Genomic DNA, 14,730 nt, shown 5'->3' with positions numbered 1-14,730 from the left:
CTATGCCTAAGTTAGATCTTATCCACGATGCAGTAAAAAATGCACTGCTCAGGGATGGATGGTCGATTACAGACGACCCTTATGTAATTCAGTATCGAAGAACGACGTTGTACGCCGATCTCGGTGCTGAGCGTCCTATTGCAGCTGAACGAGATGGACAAAAGCTTGTTGTTGAAGCGAAAAGCTTTGTTGGTGCATCAAAAATACAAGATTTGAAGGAAGCTCTCGGTCAGTACGATATCTACCGCTATCTTCTGGAAGCAACAGCACCAGACCGCAAGCTTTACATTGCTATTAGTACAATTGCATATAATACATTTTTCACTCAGGATGTAATTCAACTCATTCTCAAGAGACATCAACTGCCACTCATTATCGTAAATATAGAAGCAGAGGAGATTACGCAATGGATAAATTAATTGAGTATCCCAAGCTAATTAAGCGTATTTTGACTGAGTATGTAGAACTGTGTAATCGCCATTCCAATCGAGGTATTGAGACATTTTTGCTCGTAGATGAGTCAAAGGCGCACTATATTTGGATGAATCTTGGTTGGCAGAATGGGGATCGTGTTACTGGAATGACAGTCTATGTTCGGATTCGTGATGGGAAATTCTGGGTTGAAGAGGATTGGACTGAAGACGGTATTGCAACTGACTTGGTTCGTGCAGGTGTTCCCAAAGAAGACATCGTTTTGGCATTTCACGAGCCTAAGATGAGACAGTATACAGATTTCGCTGTAGCGTCGTAGAGCAGTGTAAGCTAACAACGCATCACTCCTGGCGCGAAAACCTGGAAGCGCAAAATCTACTCCAAACTACTTGCTTCCGGTAAGTCAAATAATATAGTCGTCATGTAGTGTTCTGCCCACTCTACACCAAAGGCTTTTTCTAACACTCGGCGAGTTTTGTCATTTTGCTGCTGTTTTGTACAGTAATATTGTTGCGCGGCGAAAATTTCGGCTTGTTGCGTTTTAGAAACAGGTTGAGATGCGATCGCCTGGGTACAATGTATTTCTAAAAATCCTCGTACCATTGCCAAAAATTTCTCTTCTTCCTCTGGAGAACCAGGACGAATAAACGTGCAAAACGGTGAAAAGATATCTCCCCAAACCGGAAGTTCTCGGGGTTGAGAGAAATTCGGATTTGGTAAAGCAGAAAGTGCAGCAGTATAAGCAGATGGTAAAGTTCGGTCTCGATTTAAAGGCGATAAATCTGCGATCGCAGCACTAATTTGTCCCCTTCCTCCGACTAAGTCACAGCCAAACATGGGTAGAGCGTATTCTATGCGGGGAAACATGACGCAGTGCAAAATATCTAGCGTCGTTCCCACTTTCGCCAATTCTAGGTGTAGTTTGCGAAATTGGGGTGTTTGATAACAACGATTTTCAATTGTCAGTTTCTCTCCCTCCAATCTGCCTTCAACATAGCCCAACTCTGCGGGAATGACGTAGGGTGAAAGTTCTAAGTGGTTTTGCCAAACAGATTCGATCGCGTCGGCTAGTTGCCGAATTAGAGAGTGCTGTTGCGATCGCAGTGAAGGAGTAGAAGCAGGTGTCATGGAAAAATACTCAATACCGGACTGTGAATGCTGAATTCATCACTTACAACTCCTCATTCTATTACTCTATGTGGCTCGGAACTTAAAAGGCGATCGTATATCTGGCTGGAACAAACGTAAAGTTATCCAACGATAGATGCAGCTTCTCTCGAAGTTTCTGTAGCATAAACTACAGAAATGCAATTTTTACAGATTGCCGATCGACTTTTCTGAGTAAAGAGGGCAAAGGCAGTGCAACTAAATTCTCACAAACAACACAAAACCGCCGATAGAACCCATTCGGACTGGCTGAACAAAATTTATGACAATTCATTAGAGCAATGTCAACGCAATGGTTGGGTCAAGTTGCGAGAACTTCCCAGTACTTACAGTCATGATGAAGCATTGCTCCTGTGCCAAGTGGGAAAAGACGAGTGGTTAGCTTGGATTCCAGATCGTGGAGAAGCTGTACTGCACGCGGATCAATTTGAGGTGGATGGTAATTGGTAGTTGTTGGTTGTCGGTTATTAGTTGTCAGTCACTAATCTTTTGCAAATGTAGTTTTGACTTTTAACTTTTAACTTTTGACTTTTGACTTACCTATCCCAAAACTCCGTCACCTCATAACCAAGTTGCGATAGCATTTGGCGCAGTAGGGGCAAGCTGAGACCAATTACATTTGAGTGACAGCCTTCAATTTTATCGACAAATAGACCTCCGCGCCCTTCTAAAGCAAAAGCACCAGCACACTTGAGGGGTTCTCCGGTAGCAACGTAGGCTCTAATAGCGCGATCGCTCATTTGAGCAAAATAAACCCGCGTGACTTGAGTGCGGACAAGTATTTGTTGTTGCGGCTGGTCGATAATAGCATGACCTGTATACAGTTCCCCCACTTGACCGCTCATGTGCTGCCAACGGGCGATCGCGACTTCTGCATTCTCTGGTTTACCATGTATTTCTCCATTTAACAGCAAGACAGAATCACAGCCCACAATTAAAGCTGAATCAAATTGAGGTGCGATCGCTTCCGCTTTACAACGCGCTAAAGTTTCTACCAATTCAGTCGCATTCTCGGTTTGAATTTGAGACTCATCAAAATTGCTGACGCGCACAATTGGTTCGATGCCAACCATTTGTAACAAGCGCCGCCGCGCCGGAGAAGCGGAAGCCAAAACAAATTGTGGTAAACCCATGTCAGTTATCAGTTATCAGTTATCAGTTATCAGTCGGCTTCTTAGATGATCCCATTCCACGGTAGGATTGACTGTGATTTAAGTATGAATGTGAATGGATTGTATATGAAGCACTATTGGTCACGTCTACTTGCCCTGGTTTTGGTAGTCGTTATTGGTTTAATGGGCTGCTCTAGTGGCGGTGGGCTTTCTGGAGATTATCGTCAAGATACCTTGGATGTGATAGGTGTATTGCGCAACGCAATCGAACTACCGCAAGATGCACCGAACAAAGGCGAAATCCAAGCAGAAGCCCGCAAAAAAATTAATGATTTCGCCGCTCGCTATCAGCGTAATGGTAGTTTGACAGGTTTAAGTTCTTTTACCACCATGCGCACCGCTTTAAATTCCCTGGCTGGTCACTACAGTTCTTATCCTAACCGTCCTCTACCGGCAAAACTTAAGCAACGCCTGGAATTAGAATTCAAACAAGTAGAGATGGCGGTGGCTCGGGGAAATTAAGCTTAGTTACAGTCGCATATTTAAGAAATATGTATCTTTGCTGGTGGCAAGCAGGTTACTGCTTGCCAGTATTTTTTTACACAAATAAAGTAGGCGATCGCCTACCGGGAAACGGATAAAGGAAACATCAGTGGCAGAAATTCCGAATAATTACGAATTACACAGGACAAATTCCGAATTATTCTGAGTGATGGCAGCAACCAAAGGTCGAATACTAACGTCAAACTAAGTCGTAAGTTATGAGTCGTAAGTTGTAAGTGGAAGAGTTATCTTCTGCACTCTAGAACATAAAGTCAGCAAATTTAATCGTTTGTCAACTCTTTAAGGCTATCCATAATACTTTCTTAACTTCCGACTTCTGACTTCTGAATTCCTTTGTCCTATTTCTTGTTTTTAGGAATGTCCGATTGCAAATTAAGTCAATTAAAATTCTTGCAACTGCGCCTATTACAACGATACCTAGCGGCGATCGCCTTTACGAGTAGCTTACTGGTAATGAGCTTGGGGAACCATCCTGTAATAGCCCAAACAACTGCCTACTGTCAGGAATCAGAAGCAGTAAGGCAAGAGAAAGAAAGCTTACTTCAGAAAGCATTACAAGGTGACACAGAGGCGCAAAACCGCTATAAACAGCTAATAAACCAACAAGCACAGCAATTAGCAGAGTGCCGCGATCGCACTCCGCCTCAACATCAAGCGATCTGGTTGCGCCTTTATCCCTGCGATACTCAGCCAGGGGTATTAGACAAGATTATGGATCGGATTGTCAGCCGAGGCTATAACTACGTTTACATCGAGACATTTGCGGATGGGCAAGTCCTATTACCCGCATCGGCTAACCCGACAGCATGGCCCGCGATGGTGCGTACCCCTGGCACGGAAAATACAGATTTACTCGCTGAAGCTATTCAAAAAGCCCACGAACGAGGCTTGAAAGTCTACGCTTGGATGTTTATGATGAACTTCGGCTATTCCTACGGGCAACGTAGCGATCGCCAATCGGTATTAGCCAGGAACTTTAAAGGCGATACGAGCTTAAATGTTGTAGATAACGCCAGTCAAGTATTTATCGATCCTTACAACGTCCAGGCAAAGCGCGACTTCTATCAGTTGGTGCAACAAGTGGTACGCCGCCGCCCTGACGGAGTCTTATTTGACTACGTGCGTTATCCACGCGGTTTGGGTGGTGCTTCTGTAGTCTCTAAAGTACAAGATTTATGGATTTATAGCGAAGCAGCCCGTCAAGCTTTAGAACAACGGGCGTTGAACAAAAAGGGGCGAGAACTGATTAAACGCTATGTTGCTAAGGGTGCATTGTCAGCCTCAGATGTTGATGAGGTCGATAAGCTTTATCCCGATGAAGGAGAACCACTTTGGCAGGGACGCACTCTACCCACTCAAGAGGAGAAAAAAGTGTTACCGAGTGCTGCGGCGCGTCGTCCGCTGCTACAGTTAGAGTTATGGCGGTTGAGTGTAGCCCATGCCCTACAAGGAATTCTCGATTTTGTCGCCTTGGCAGCTTCACCAGTACAACAACAGGGAATACAGACAGGGTTAGTGTTTTTTCCTGATGGCAACCAAGTTGTAGGTGAGGGGTATGATTCCCGCTTACAGCCTTGGGATCGGTTTCCTACCAGTGCAGAATGGCATCCCATGTCCTATGCTGCTTGCGGTAATGCCGATTGTATTGCGGCTTTGGTGCAAAGAGTGTTTAAATACGCGCCACCTGAAGCTAAAGTTATTCCGGCGATCGCTGGTACATGGGGACAGTCTATCAGCAATCGCCCCTCTCTTGAAGCTCAAATGAGCGCGATCGAGCGTGCTGCACCTCAAGTTAAAGGAATTAGCCATTTTGCTTTTTCTTGGCAAGAACCGGAAATTGAAAATTTGCGGAAGTCTTGTCGCTGGAAATAGTTATATCATCAGGTGGGCATTGCCCACCCTACACTTAAATTTCATGCTATAAATTTAGTGCGAGTTGTTCGCAAATTGAATCAGAATAAGTGTAATTTTGAAATAACTGAAAAGCTTTTCGATCGAGTGCGGTTAAGAGTTTTGCACTGAGGTCTAGACGATTCATCCAGTGTAGTGTTTTCGATAAAGCTAAATGCTGCCGCATGGAGATATCAATGTCATTACTATTTAATTGAATAACGCAAATCCTTCCAGTGATACGATGATGAGCGATCGCATGGGTAAATTTTCCTGGTAGTTGAAGCGGTTGCCAACGATCGAGCTTTGATAATTGATGAGCGATCGTCAAAGGAAAGCCAATCGTTTTGGCTAAAAAACCATCTGTTCTTTCTCCAATTGCCAAAGTATCGGTTTGTCGATGCCAAAAAATTAGCACGAATAATTCCGTATCTACTAAAACGCGGCGGGGTTTTTTAGGAGGACAAATTTCAATACAATTGTTAGCGTAAGCCAAACATTGCATTTGTAAAGGACAAATATCGCAACGGGGTTTCGTTTTTCGGCAGATTGTTGCACCCAACTCCATCATCGCTTGATTAAAATCACCAGGACGATCGCTAGGAATGACTTGCGTGAGATAATCTTGAATGCGCGATCGCCCTGCTGTATTCCACACATCTTGTAAGGCTAGCAAGCGACTCACCACCCGGATGACGTTACCATCAATACAAGGAACTTTTTCGTTCAAGCAAATACTAGCGATCGCGGCAGCAGTATAATCGCCACAACCTGGAATTTGCAACCATTCGCGATAAGATTGGGGAAAACGACCGTTGAGGCGGTTGACGATGAACTCTGCACCTTTTTTCAAGTTTCTCGCTCGTGCGTAATATCCCAATCCAGCCCAGAGTCGGTGTAGTGTCTCTTCATCGCAGTTGGCTAAATCGTCTACCGTAGGCAGTTGTTGAACAAATTGAGCAAATTTAGGTAAGACAACGGCTAGAGTCGTCTGTTGGCTCATAACCTCGCAGATCCAAGTATGATAAATATTGACCTGCTGTCGCCACGGTAGCGGTCTGCGATCGCGATCGTACCAAGTCAGGAGTTGTCTTATACCTCGAGCCTTTAACACTTTTTTCACATAAGTTAGGTAGATATTTACGTTGGCTTTACCTAAAACCTAAATTTAAAGATTATTCTATGGTTATATACAGAAGATAACTAGTTGAAACTCTATAACTTAACCAGCATAGCGCCTGTAGAAGACAATTCTCCAGGCGCTATAGCTATTTTGCTTGATGGTGCTTCCTGTATCAGTTATCAGTGGTCGGTTGTCAGTGAGTTAGGCAGGTAGCGATAACTCTATTAATAACTGCTTGCTGCCGATTATTAACTGGTTACTGGTCACTGGTTACTGGTCACTGGTTACTGGTCACTGGTCACTGATTAAAAGCCAGCAAAGTTATAGCCAACACCAATTTGAATACCTACTTCTGTATCATCTAAAAAGCCTACGTTCGCACCTACGTTAGCTGTAAATTGCTCACCTATTGGTACATCTACACCAGCAGTTAACATTGGTCCTACATCGCTATCATCTCCCGTAGAAATACCCAAACCACCGCCGACATAGGGTGCAAAAATCGAACCAGCTTCCGAACCTGTATCGATTCCTGTAGGTTGCAAGTTAAAGTCGTAGGTCACAGGAATCAAGATGGTTGTATTGTCCCCAATGATGACTGACGGACGTGCAGAGACAGCATTGGTTAATCCGATTTTACTGATGACGGTGAAGTTAGTGTCACCTAAAGCTGTACTACCGTCTATCCCAATATTCGCTCCCACGCCTACGTAGCTAGAACCACCACGGGTAGACGATCCTGGTTCAATTGGATCTGGATTAGTTGCTGGTGGTTCTGTTGGGGTAGTTGGTTCTGTAGTAGGAGTCGTTGGATCTGTAGTGGGAGTAGATGGTTGAGTGCTGGGATACGTTGGATCTGTAGTGGGAGTAGATGGTTGAGTGCTGGGATACGTTGGATCTGTAGTGGGAGTAGATGGTTGAGTGCTGGGATACGTTGGATCGGCTTGTGCGATCGTGTTAACTCTCAATCTATCCTTCAAAGCAGCAGCAGAAGTAGAAATTTTAGGGTTTGCAGTTTGCGCTGATGCTGGCAGTTCGCTTGCAACTGCTACAACAGTTGCAAAACTAAACACAATGGCAGTCGAATGGAAAAATTTAACATTCATTTTTGTCATCCTCACATACGATTTGCTTTTTTTGGAGTCTATTACACGAATTTCTGCACCAGATTTGGCACTCCCAGCAGAATTCTAATCGTCTTTTACTGGTAAACTTGCGCTTTGTATAGTTAGTCCTAAAGCTCGCATATCTACCTTAGGTTAGACTTAGGTTAGAAAAATTAATTCTCAGAAGTTATGTTTGATTTCTGCCTTTTGTAGTTTTAGCTCAGAAAAATGATAAAAATTTGTCGTTACGTCTATTTTTACCAAAAAACTTTAATTTTTGTTGGATTAAGAGCAACTATATATCAATAGTGGTAACAAGCAAAAATTAGAGTATTTCTAAAGAGATACTCAAAATAAAATCAACTCTACTTAAGTTAGAAAATTTAATCTTGTAACTCTGATTATTTGTCTATCTTACGTTAGATAAAATTTTTTTAATTATATAGCCACAAACCAGCACTCGCACTCTAAACGTGCCTCTGAAAGCGAGAATAGGCACAGGCGATCGCTAATAAATACTACAAGTGAAAATATAATTGAGGAACTAAGCTTTAAGCAGTCTATCTAGCAAAGAATTAATCGAACGCTTGATTTGATGCCTGCGTTTCCAATTCTGGAAGGCTTTTTCATACTCCTCGCCTTGAATCTGTGACTTATTCCATACATCAAGACCCAAAAGAAAACTTAAAGATAATAAGATATAGAGCGACCAAGACAGACCACCGCCACTGACCAGATCTAAAAGGATAAAAAAGATATTAACTAAACCATAGTTACCAAATCTTTTTTGCAACTTTTTCCGTCTATCCAGATTAAATTTCTGCCGTTCTTGACTATCAGATTGCTGAGTCAACCACTCTTGTTCTGCTAATTGCAGACATTCTGGGGAAATTTCTAATTCAGCGGCAATTTCTAATAATTGTTGGCGAGAAAATTCTCCTTCATAGGCTTGACGAGCGATCGCTATTTGGAGAATTTGTTGAATATCTTCTTGGTGATAAGTCTGCACTAGCTTGTTGTCAACCACTGTTTTCATCTCACCTATGCCTTTCCCAGAAAATTTTGACTCAATCCAGATAGCTTCACTGTTTCTATGATAATTCGGAATTCAGTGAGTTGTCGTTGGTCGATGAGTCGTTAGTGGCGTTTTAGCAAGGTGGCTGGTGACTGGTGTTTTTTCCTCTTTGCTAATCACCAGTCACCAACTACTATTTACTCTTGCGGTGGTTTTGGACGTTTGGTCGGTTTGGGAATCGGGGCTTTAGGTACGGGTTTTTGAGGCATGGGTGTAGAGCCATCAGTCTTACGGACGGGACGTGGGGTCTCGAATTTACTTCTACCTCCACCTTTGTTATATCCTCCTCCCGATCGCGCGCCGAAGGGTTTTTTCATCGGTTTTCGGAAGGGTTTAGGCAAAGTAGCGATCGATGTACCTTCTTGTACGACGAGATCGTCAGCTTGTCTGAGAACGTGAAACTCCCAAAACTGACCTACAGCTTTTGTTTTCAGCACGCCCTGAAGATTGACTTTAAAAAACTTGGGTCGATCTGATTCTTTACGTGGCGCTTGCTTGATTTTCACGACCAGCCGACTATCCCCCGCAGACTGAAAAACGACTTCACCGCGTACAGAAAAATAACCATCTTCGGCGTTGTCGATTGGTGCAGAATCCGCTTCTGAGGGTGCTGCTTCGCTGGTGGGAGCTTCTTCTGGGGTTGGTTGCTTTGCTAGGGTTTCTGGTTCCCAAACTCCGACAATTTGAAGGTGCAATTGATTATCTTTTTGTCCTGTGCGCGGGTAAACCACCCACAGGTGTTCTGCCTCTAAATCTATGTGCTTTCTCACTAAGCTAATAATTCGCCCTAGCAGTACGGCTTGCAGTTGAGTACCATCATGCGCCAGTAATGTTCCTTGCGTGAATTGTTCGGCGCTGGCTTGATAGCGACCGCGTACTAGACCAATGGCACGATACTGCATTGGTTCGCTTGGGGGTGGAATTGGCTGCTGGCGGTTTGCTTGGTTTTCCTCTGCTACAGTCTCGGTTGGAGGCTGTTGAGAATCGGAATCGGAAACTTGGGAAGACGGAATCAGGTCGGAATTCATAAAAACTCCTTAGCGGCGGAGACAAATCCCATTTGGGACTATTTTTATCCTGCTGCTCGCAAATTCGAGCGGCGGATAATTTAAGTTACGTTTTGTATGCTGTCGGCAAGCGTAGCTCATTGGCAAGAAGTAAACTAAGCGTGAGCGCAGCATAACATATCACTACAACCCCAATTGGTTGTGATGTTACCCTAGATCGGAAAATCGCTATTTTACAAAATCTGCACTCGTGCAGGCAACTAGGTAAATTAACCCCCTTTCGCTCGGCAACGAGCAATTAGCATTCTGAATGTTAGCTTTTAAGATATGGAAGTAGAGTTCAAAGCGATATCGTGTCACAGCCATCCCGCAGTCGTTGGTTCATCAATCTCGTCTTGGCGCTAGGAGCCGTTTTCTTTATTGGGGCTTCGATGTTACCCCTGTTAGAAGGCATAGTCAAAGATAGTCAGCCAGCGCAGGAAGCTACGCCCACTGCTAGCCAGACAGCGCGATCGCAATCTTCATCTCCACTGGTGAATCAGGCACAAGAGTACGAACTCGTTCTAAAACAGGAGCCAGATAACCAAGCAGCACTGAAGGGATTAGTAGAAGTTCGCGTCCGCCAGAGAGACTTTCAGGGTGCGATCGCCCCTTTAGAAAAACTGATTGCTCTCAACCCCAATGAAGGTTTATATCACTTGGTATTGGGTCAAGTTTATGCTGCCCAGAAAAATAGCGATCGCGCCAATGCCGCTTTTGACCGGGCGATGCAAATCGACCAGAAAGATTATCGTCCTGTTTTAGGCAAGGCACTGCTACTTAAAGAACAGGGTAAGCCAGAGCAAGCTAAGCCCTTGTTCGAGCAAGCTGCTGCCCTTGCACCTAGTCCCTCAGAAAAAGAGCAAATTAACAACTTGGCTAATCCTCAACCCACCCCTGCTCCCGCAGTTCCCCAGCAAAAACAAAAGTAAATTTTAATTATTCTTTACTTGCGATCGCAAAAATCAATTTATTTGGCTATGGTGGATTGACTTTCAATCTGCGATCGTGATATCTATTATTTAGAATAGAAATATTATTTATTTTTTTGAAACACTTACGCTTCGATTATTAAGAAAACCCTTTTGGTTAAAGCAATAGTATCATCAAAAAAGTAAAAATACAAGATTTTTCCAGCTTAAATTTTTCTGGCAGTATTACACCCTTGCAAAGAGATTTAGTTAAACGCAGACAAGGGTAGTGCAGTTACGCTCTATAAGTTTCTTAACGCTTGTTTTACATCAAGATTGTATTTGCGCAGCAGCCCAAGCTGGAGCAGCTACGAGGCTTACTTTATTTGACTTTTAGCTTTTGACTTTTGACTTACTTATCAGTAGCCAAACGGTAGTACGCATGTATAAAATATTGCATAGCATTCATTTGTACTAGCATGATAACAGAATCAAATATGAGTGACGTGCAGGAGCCGATAGTAACTGCTGCGCCAGAGATTAGGCAAATTATCGAGCGAGTCTGTCAACTAGAGAAAAATAGACTAGACCGAAAAAGCCAAGGTCATATTAATGACGATATTGTGAAGATTATCAAAGAAGAGGTGCAGTAATGAAGCTCACTTCTATCCAATTATGTAATTTTCGCTCTTTTTATGGGAAAACACCAGAAATAATCTTAGCGACTGGAAGCGAACAAAACACTACAATTATTCATGGAAACAATGGTGCGGGAAAAACGAGTTTATTAAATGCCTTTACGTGGGTATTGTACGAGAGATTTAGTGCAGCTTTTGCTTCTGTCGAGCAATTAGTAAATAAACGCGCGATCGCCGAAGTACAATTAGGTGCAGCAGTAGAATGTTGGGTAGAAGTCAGTTGGGAACATGAAGGAAAACGTTACCGCACTAAGCGCAATTGTCGAGTTTATAAAAATGAATTAGATATAGATGCAGGTAAAAGCGAATTATTTATGTATGTGTCTGGAGATGATGGACGTTGGTATATTCCACCAGAACATCCAGAGGAAATTATTCATCAAATTCTTCCCAGTAGTTTACATCAGTATTTCTTTTTTGATGGCGAACGCATCGAGCAAATTGTTCGTTCTGATAAAAAAACAGAAATTGCTGAAGCTACTAAAATGCTTCTGGGAGTTGAAGTCTTAAATCGCGCAATTCGGCATTTAGGAGAAGCAAAGAAAACTCTAGATAATGAGTTAAAAGCAATTGGGGACGGCGAGACACAAAAACTACTTAGGCAGCAGAGTAAAGCCGAGAAAGAAATAGAGCGAATCAAGCGTAGGCAAATAGAAATCGAGCAAGAATTAGAGTATCAAGATACGCTGAAGAAAGAAACGAGCCATTATCTACGGGAACTTAGTGCGGCAAAGGAATTACAAGAAAGACGGCAGGAGTTAGAGCAACTGAAAAAGACGAATCAAGATAGTCTTAAACAAAGCCGAGAACTTTTAAAAAGAGCTATTTCTACGAAAGGATATACAGTACTTTTATCAGAAGCCACAAATCAATTTCGATCTATAGTTACGGAATTAAAACAGCGAGGAGAATTGAAGGCAGGAATTTCGCGGGAATTTATTAGCGATTTACTGAGTTCCCAACGTTGTATTTGCGGTGCAGATTTACATGCAGGAGATTTCGCTTGCGAAAGTGTGAAAAACTGGTTAGAAAGAGCAGGTTCCTCTACTGTAGAAGAGACAGCTATTCGCATGAGCGTACAAGTAGATGAAATTGATAAACAAGCACCTATCTTCTGGGAAGAAGTAGATAGAGAGCAAGCTAGAATTCAGCAATTAAGACAGACAATTTCACAGATAAAAACTGAATTAGATTCTATTCAGGAACGATTGCGTAAAGATCCAAGTGAAGAAATTCGGAGTTTGCAAAAACGTGTAGATGCGATTGAAGTAAAAATCAGAGAAATAATCCTAGAACAGGGAGCAAATCAACAGCAGATCGTTAATTTTCAAGCCGAAGCTGAGAATTTAGCTAAGCAAATTATCAAACAAAAATACAATGAAGAAAGACAAATATTAGCTCAAAGACGAATTGCTGCTACTCAGGATGCGATCGAGCGTTTAGCTGAAGTGCGATCGCGACAAGAACAACAGTTTCGCTTACAGTTAGAAAAACGAGTTCAAGAAATATTTCGAGAGATTTCTTTTACTCCTTATATTCCTAAAATTAGCGATCGCTATGAACTAACATTAGTAGAAAATACAATTGGGATAGAAATGCCTGTAGCTGCTTCTACAGGAGAAAATCAAATTCTCAGCCTTTCTTTTATCGGCAGTATTATTGACAGAGTGCGGGAATGGAGCGAGAAGAAAATGCTAATGGTTCCCGATACTAGCACTTTTCCAATCGTCATGGATTCACCTTTTGGTAGTTTGGATGAAATTTATCGCCGTCAAATTGCTAAAACTATTCCTAAATTAGCAAATCAATTGATTGTTTTGGTGACAAAAACTCAATGGCGAGGGGAAGTAGAAGCAGAAATATCAAGCAGAATTGGGAAGCAATACGTGCTGACTTATTATTCTTCTAAACCTGACTGTGAAGAGGATTCTATTAGTATTGGTAGCAGGCGTTATCCTTTAGTTAGGCAGAGTCCGAACGAGTTTGAATATACCGTAGCAGTAGAGGTAGAGGACAATGGCTAGTTCGTCTCCTACACAGAATTTTGTGGCAGATACTTGGGTGAAAGCTACCTGGGAAGAATTTATGGCAATAGCCGATAACCCAGAGTATGAGAAAGCTAATTTTTATTACGATCGCGGTTACATGAGGATTGAAATACCACCAATTGGTTCTAGCCACAGCCAGGATAATAGCATTGCTCATAATGTAGCGAGTTTGTATGCCACTGTTAAAAATAGTAGAATCAAAAGTCTAATTAATTGTAGTTTTTGGAGAGCAGGTATTAGAGAATTTCAACCGGATTTAGCTTTTTACATTGGTGCAGAATTTAGATTTCCACCGCGTTCCAACTCACCGATTAATTTAGACGAATTTCCACCACCTACTCTAGTCATAGAATTAAGTGCGACTTCTTTCAATGATGATATAGGACGCAAACGATTAATTTACAAACCCGCAGGAGTCAGAGAATATTGGGTAGTTGACGTGAATGCTGGAGATATTATTGCATTTAGAATTTTTCAAGGAAGTAGTGGAGAAATTCAAGAATCTAGGATATTACCTGGATTAGAGATTGCTTTGGTTAAAGAAGCATTACAACGCAGTCTAACTCAAGATGATGGCGAGATTACCCGTTGGTTTTTGCAGAGTTTTAGTCAAAATTAAATGCGATCGCATCTCATTCTCAAGGTTGAGGATAAAGTTATGATAACAACAGAATTGCGTTTGTGGACTGTAGATGAATATCATCGCATGATCGAAGCAGAAATTTTGACAACAGAAGATCGAGTTGAATTAGTAGAAGGTCAAATTATCCAATTAAATAGCGATCGCACTTTAAAATCACGTATTTACGCTCAAGCTAGGATTGCTGAATATTGGATTATAGATGTAAATGTGCGACAGGTTTACGTTCTGCGAGAACCAGGAGAGGAAACTTATCAACAGGAGATAATTTTAGATGGAAATGCTAAATTGTCACCGTTAGCTTTTCCTGAAATTGAGGTGGAGGTAAGTCAAATGTTTTTGTAATTGGGGGTGCGATCGCATTTTTGAGGAATTGTAAAGATATAGATAAATTGTTGAGTTAAGATAACTAGGAATTAGGTACTGGCAGAATGGTAGAAACTGGTAGGATTAGAGTTGCTAAAGATAAAGCCGAATTAGTGAAAGCCTTAACAGCAGCAGACGGTGCGACGGGTCCATTTCCAACTTATGCTGATGTCATTGTATTTGCTGCTGCTTTAGGTGCAAAGCACAAAAAGCGCGTTCCTTTGGGAGAGGTTTCTAAAAAAGAACCAGCACCGATTCCTCAAGAACAATTTTTAGTCAGAGGGTATGATGCAGTAATAAATTTAATTGCGGTTAATGAAACCGAAGAATTAAAAATTTTGTCCTTGACGGAAAATCATACTAATGAGAACCGTAACGATATTTTTGAAGAGTATGTTAACGGTGGACTGGAAATGTTACAGATAGAACTACGAGGTGCAGTTGATTATACAGAAAGGCTTCTACTAATTCTTATTTCTGAAGTAGTGAGGCAGAAAAAAGAAGAAGAGGAATTCGATTTAAGCAAATTCCTCCCGCAAATGTAAGTATTAT

At 42.1% G+C, this 14,730-nt stretch carries 17 protein-coding genes; 11 read left to right on the top strand and 6 right to left on the bottom strand.

Going from position 1 to position 14,730, the window contains the following annotated elements; all coding sequences use genetic code 11:
- The first annotated feature begins 2 nt into the window (after positions 1 to 2).
- Both DSM107010_RS04950 and DSM107010_RS04945 read left to right on the top strand, forming a co-directional pair.
- Entirely contained in the window at positions 3 to 419 is a 417-nt protein-coding gene (locus DSM107010_RS04950; protein WP_106168686.1) for a XisH family protein, read from the top strand.
- Positions 407 to 751 carry a XisI protein gene (locus tag DSM107010_RS04945; protein WP_106168685.1) on the top strand — a complete coding sequence of 115 codons (345 nt, stop codon included), beginning with the start codon at positions 407 to 409 and terminating at the stop codon, positions 749 to 751. Before DSM107010_RS04950 ends, DSM107010_RS04945 begins: the two co-directional genes overlap by 13 nt.
- Before the next feature lie 56 nt (positions 752 to 807).
- Here the strand turns inward: DSM107010_RS04945 and DSM107010_RS04940 are convergent, their stop codons facing one another.
- Entirely contained in the window at positions 808 to 1,560 is a 753-nt protein-coding gene (locus DSM107010_RS04940) for a phycocyanobilin:ferredoxin oxidoreductase (RefSeq protein WP_106168684.1), read from the bottom strand.
- A 231-nt stretch (positions 1,561 to 1,791) separates the two neighbouring features.
- On the opposite strand from DSM107010_RS04940, the gene DSM107010_RS04935 reads away from it, so the two are divergent.
- On the top strand, positions 1,792 to 2,049 hold the full coding sequence (locus tag DSM107010_RS04935; RefSeq protein WP_106168683.1) for a hypothetical protein: 258 nt from the start codon (positions 1,792 to 1,794) through the stop codon (positions 2,047 to 2,049).
- An 86-nt stretch (positions 2,050 to 2,135) separates the two neighbouring features.
- On the opposite strand, the gene DSM107010_RS04930 is transcribed toward DSM107010_RS04935, so the two are convergent.
- Positions 2,136 to 2,732 carry a Maf family protein gene (locus tag DSM107010_RS04930; RefSeq protein WP_015154683.1) on the bottom strand — a complete coding sequence of 199 codons (597 nt, stop codon included), beginning with the start codon at positions 2,730 to 2,732 and terminating at the stop codon, positions 2,136 to 2,138.
- Positions 2,733 to 2,837: 105 nt separating this feature from the next.
- On the opposite strand from DSM107010_RS04930, the gene psb27 reads away from it, so the two are divergent.
- Both psb27 and DSM107010_RS04920 read left to right on the top strand, forming a co-directional pair.
- Positions 2,838 to 3,233, top strand: a complete 396-nt coding sequence (gene psb27 / locus DSM107010_RS04925; protein ID WP_041462465.1) for a photosystem II protein Psb27 — start codon at positions 2,838 to 2,840, stop codon at positions 3,231 to 3,233.
- A gap of 399 nt (positions 3,234 to 3,632) precedes the next feature.
- Complete coding sequence (locus DSM107010_RS04920; protein ID WP_106168682.1) at positions 3,633 to 5,147, top strand: family 10 glycosylhydrolase; 1,515 nt, start codon at positions 3,633 to 3,635, stop codon at positions 5,145 to 5,147.
- A gap of 46 nt (positions 5,148 to 5,193) precedes the next feature.
- On the opposite strand, the gene DSM107010_RS04915 is transcribed toward DSM107010_RS04920, so the two are convergent.
- The 4 genes from DSM107010_RS04915 to DSM107010_RS04900 form a co-directional block, all read right to left on the bottom strand.
- Positions 5,194 to 6,279, bottom strand: a complete 1,086-nt coding sequence (locus DSM107010_RS04915) for an A/G-specific adenine glycosylase (RefSeq protein ID WP_241994132.1) — start codon at positions 6,277 to 6,279, stop codon at positions 5,194 to 5,196.
- A 314-nt stretch (positions 6,280 to 6,593) separates the two neighbouring features.
- A complete protein-coding gene (locus tag DSM107010_RS04910) occupies positions 6,594 to 7,394 on the bottom strand; it encodes a hypothetical protein (protein WP_015154687.1) in 801 nt (266 codons plus the stop codon).
- Between the two features lie 544 nt (positions 7,395 to 7,938).
- Positions 7,939 to 8,430, bottom strand: coding sequence for a 2TM domain-containing protein (locus DSM107010_RS04905; RefSeq protein ID WP_106166484.1), 492 nt, complete (start codon positions 8,428 to 8,430; stop codon positions 7,939 to 7,941).
- A 176-nt stretch (positions 8,431 to 8,606) separates the two neighbouring features.
- Positions 8,607 to 9,497 carry a hypothetical protein gene (locus DSM107010_RS04900; RefSeq protein WP_106166483.1) on the bottom strand — a complete coding sequence of 297 codons (891 nt, stop codon included), beginning with the start codon at positions 9,495 to 9,497 and terminating at the stop codon, positions 8,607 to 8,609.
- Positions 9,498 to 9,829: 332 nt separating this feature from the next.
- Between DSM107010_RS04900 and DSM107010_RS04895 the strand changes: the two genes are divergently transcribed.
- From DSM107010_RS04895 to DSM107010_RS04875, 6 genes are all read left to right on the top strand, one after another.
- On the top strand, positions 9,830 to 10,447 hold the full coding sequence (locus tag DSM107010_RS04895; protein WP_106166482.1) for a tetratricopeptide repeat protein: 618 nt from the start codon (positions 9,830 to 9,832) through the stop codon (positions 10,445 to 10,447).
- Between the two features lie 458 nt (positions 10,448 to 10,905).
- On the top strand, positions 10,906 to 11,079 hold the full coding sequence (locus DSM107010_RS39390; protein ID WP_015154691.1) for a hypothetical protein: 174 nt from the start codon (positions 10,906 to 10,908) through the stop codon (positions 11,077 to 11,079).
- The gene (locus tag DSM107010_RS04890) at positions 11,079 to 13,148 is read left to right on the top strand and encodes an AAA family ATPase (protein WP_106166481.1); all 2,070 of its coding nucleotides are present in this window, start codon (positions 11,079 to 11,081) and stop codon (positions 13,146 to 13,148) included. The genes DSM107010_RS39390 and DSM107010_RS04890 overlap by 1 nt, the downstream gene beginning before the upstream one ends.
- Positions 13,141 to 13,791, top strand: a complete 651-nt coding sequence (locus tag DSM107010_RS04885; protein ID WP_106166480.1) for a Uma2 family endonuclease — start codon at positions 13,141 to 13,143, stop codon at positions 13,789 to 13,791. Before DSM107010_RS04890 ends, DSM107010_RS04885 begins: the two co-directional genes overlap by 8 nt.
- Before the next feature lie 39 nt (positions 13,792 to 13,830).
- Entirely contained in the window at positions 13,831 to 14,157 is a 327-nt protein-coding gene (locus DSM107010_RS04880) for a Uma2 family endonuclease (RefSeq protein ID WP_106166485.1), read from the top strand.
- Positions 14,158 to 14,243: 86 nt separating this feature from the next.
- The gene (locus tag DSM107010_RS04875) at positions 14,244 to 14,723 is read left to right on the top strand and encodes a DNA phosphorothioation-associated protein 4 (protein ID WP_106166479.1); all 480 of its coding nucleotides are present in this window, start codon (positions 14,244 to 14,246) and stop codon (positions 14,721 to 14,723) included.
- The last annotated feature ends 7 nt before the right edge of the window (positions 14,724 to 14,730 follow it).

The sequence above is a fragment of the Chroococcidiopsis cubana SAG 39.79 genome, from assembly GCF_003991895.1.
Classification (GTDB): Bacteria; Cyanobacteriota; Cyanobacteriia; order Cyanobacteriales; family Chroococcidiopsidaceae; genus Chroococcidiopsis; species Chroococcidiopsis thermalis.
This window is presented reverse-complemented; position numbering and strand designations above follow the sequence as displayed.

Bases quoted from the DNA above. Each gene is read 5' to 3' on its own strand.
- DSM107010_RS04905 (WP_106166484.1), bottom strand. From the start codon at position 8,430: ATGAAAACAGTGGTTGACAACAAGCTAGTGCAGACTTATCACCAAGAA.
- DSM107010_RS04885 (WP_106166480.1), top strand. From the start codon at position 13,141: ATGGCTAGTTCGTCTCCTACACAGAATTTTGTGGCAGATACTTGGGTG.
- DSM107010_RS04920 (WP_106168682.1), top strand. From the start codon at position 3,633: ATGTCCGATTGCAAATTAAGTCAATTAAAATTCTTGCAACTGCGCCTA.
- DSM107010_RS04930 (WP_015154683.1), bottom strand. From the start codon at position 2,732: ATGGGTTTACCACAATTTGTTTTGGCTTCCGCTTCTCCGGCGCGGCGG.
- DSM107010_RS04880 (WP_106166485.1), top strand. From the start codon at position 13,831: ATGATAACAACAGAATTGCGTTTGTGGACTGTAGATGAATATCATCGC.
- DSM107010_RS39390 (WP_015154691.1), top strand. From the start codon at position 10,906: ATGATAACAGAATCAAATATGAGTGACGTGCAGGAGCCGATAGTAACT.
- psb27 (WP_041462465.1), top strand. From the start codon at position 2,838: ATGAAGCACTATTGGTCACGTCTACTTGCCCTGGTTTTGGTAGTCGTT.
- DSM107010_RS04900 (WP_106166483.1), bottom strand. From the start codon at position 9,497: ATGAATTCCGACCTGATTCCGTCTTCCCAAGTTTCCGATTCCGATTCT.
- DSM107010_RS04910 (WP_015154687.1), bottom strand. From the start codon at position 7,394: ATGAATGTTAAATTTTTCCATTCGACTGCCATTGTGTTTAGTTTTGCA.
- DSM107010_RS04890 (WP_106166481.1), top strand. From the start codon at position 11,079: ATGAAGCTCACTTCTATCCAATTATGTAATTTTCGCTCTTTTTATGGG.
- DSM107010_RS04940 (WP_106168684.1), bottom strand. From the start codon at position 1,560: ATGACACCTGCTTCTACTCCTTCACTGCGATCGCAACAGCACTCTCTA.
- DSM107010_RS04950 (WP_106168686.1), top strand. From the start codon at position 3: ATGCCTAAGTTAGATCTTATCCACGATGCAGTAAAAAATGCACTGCTC.
- DSM107010_RS04875 (WP_106166479.1), top strand. From the start codon at position 14,244: ATGGTAGAAACTGGTAGGATTAGAGTTGCTAAAGATAAAGCCGAATTA.
- DSM107010_RS04945 (WP_106168685.1), top strand. From the start codon at position 407: ATGGATAAATTAATTGAGTATCCCAAGCTAATTAAGCGTATTTTGACT.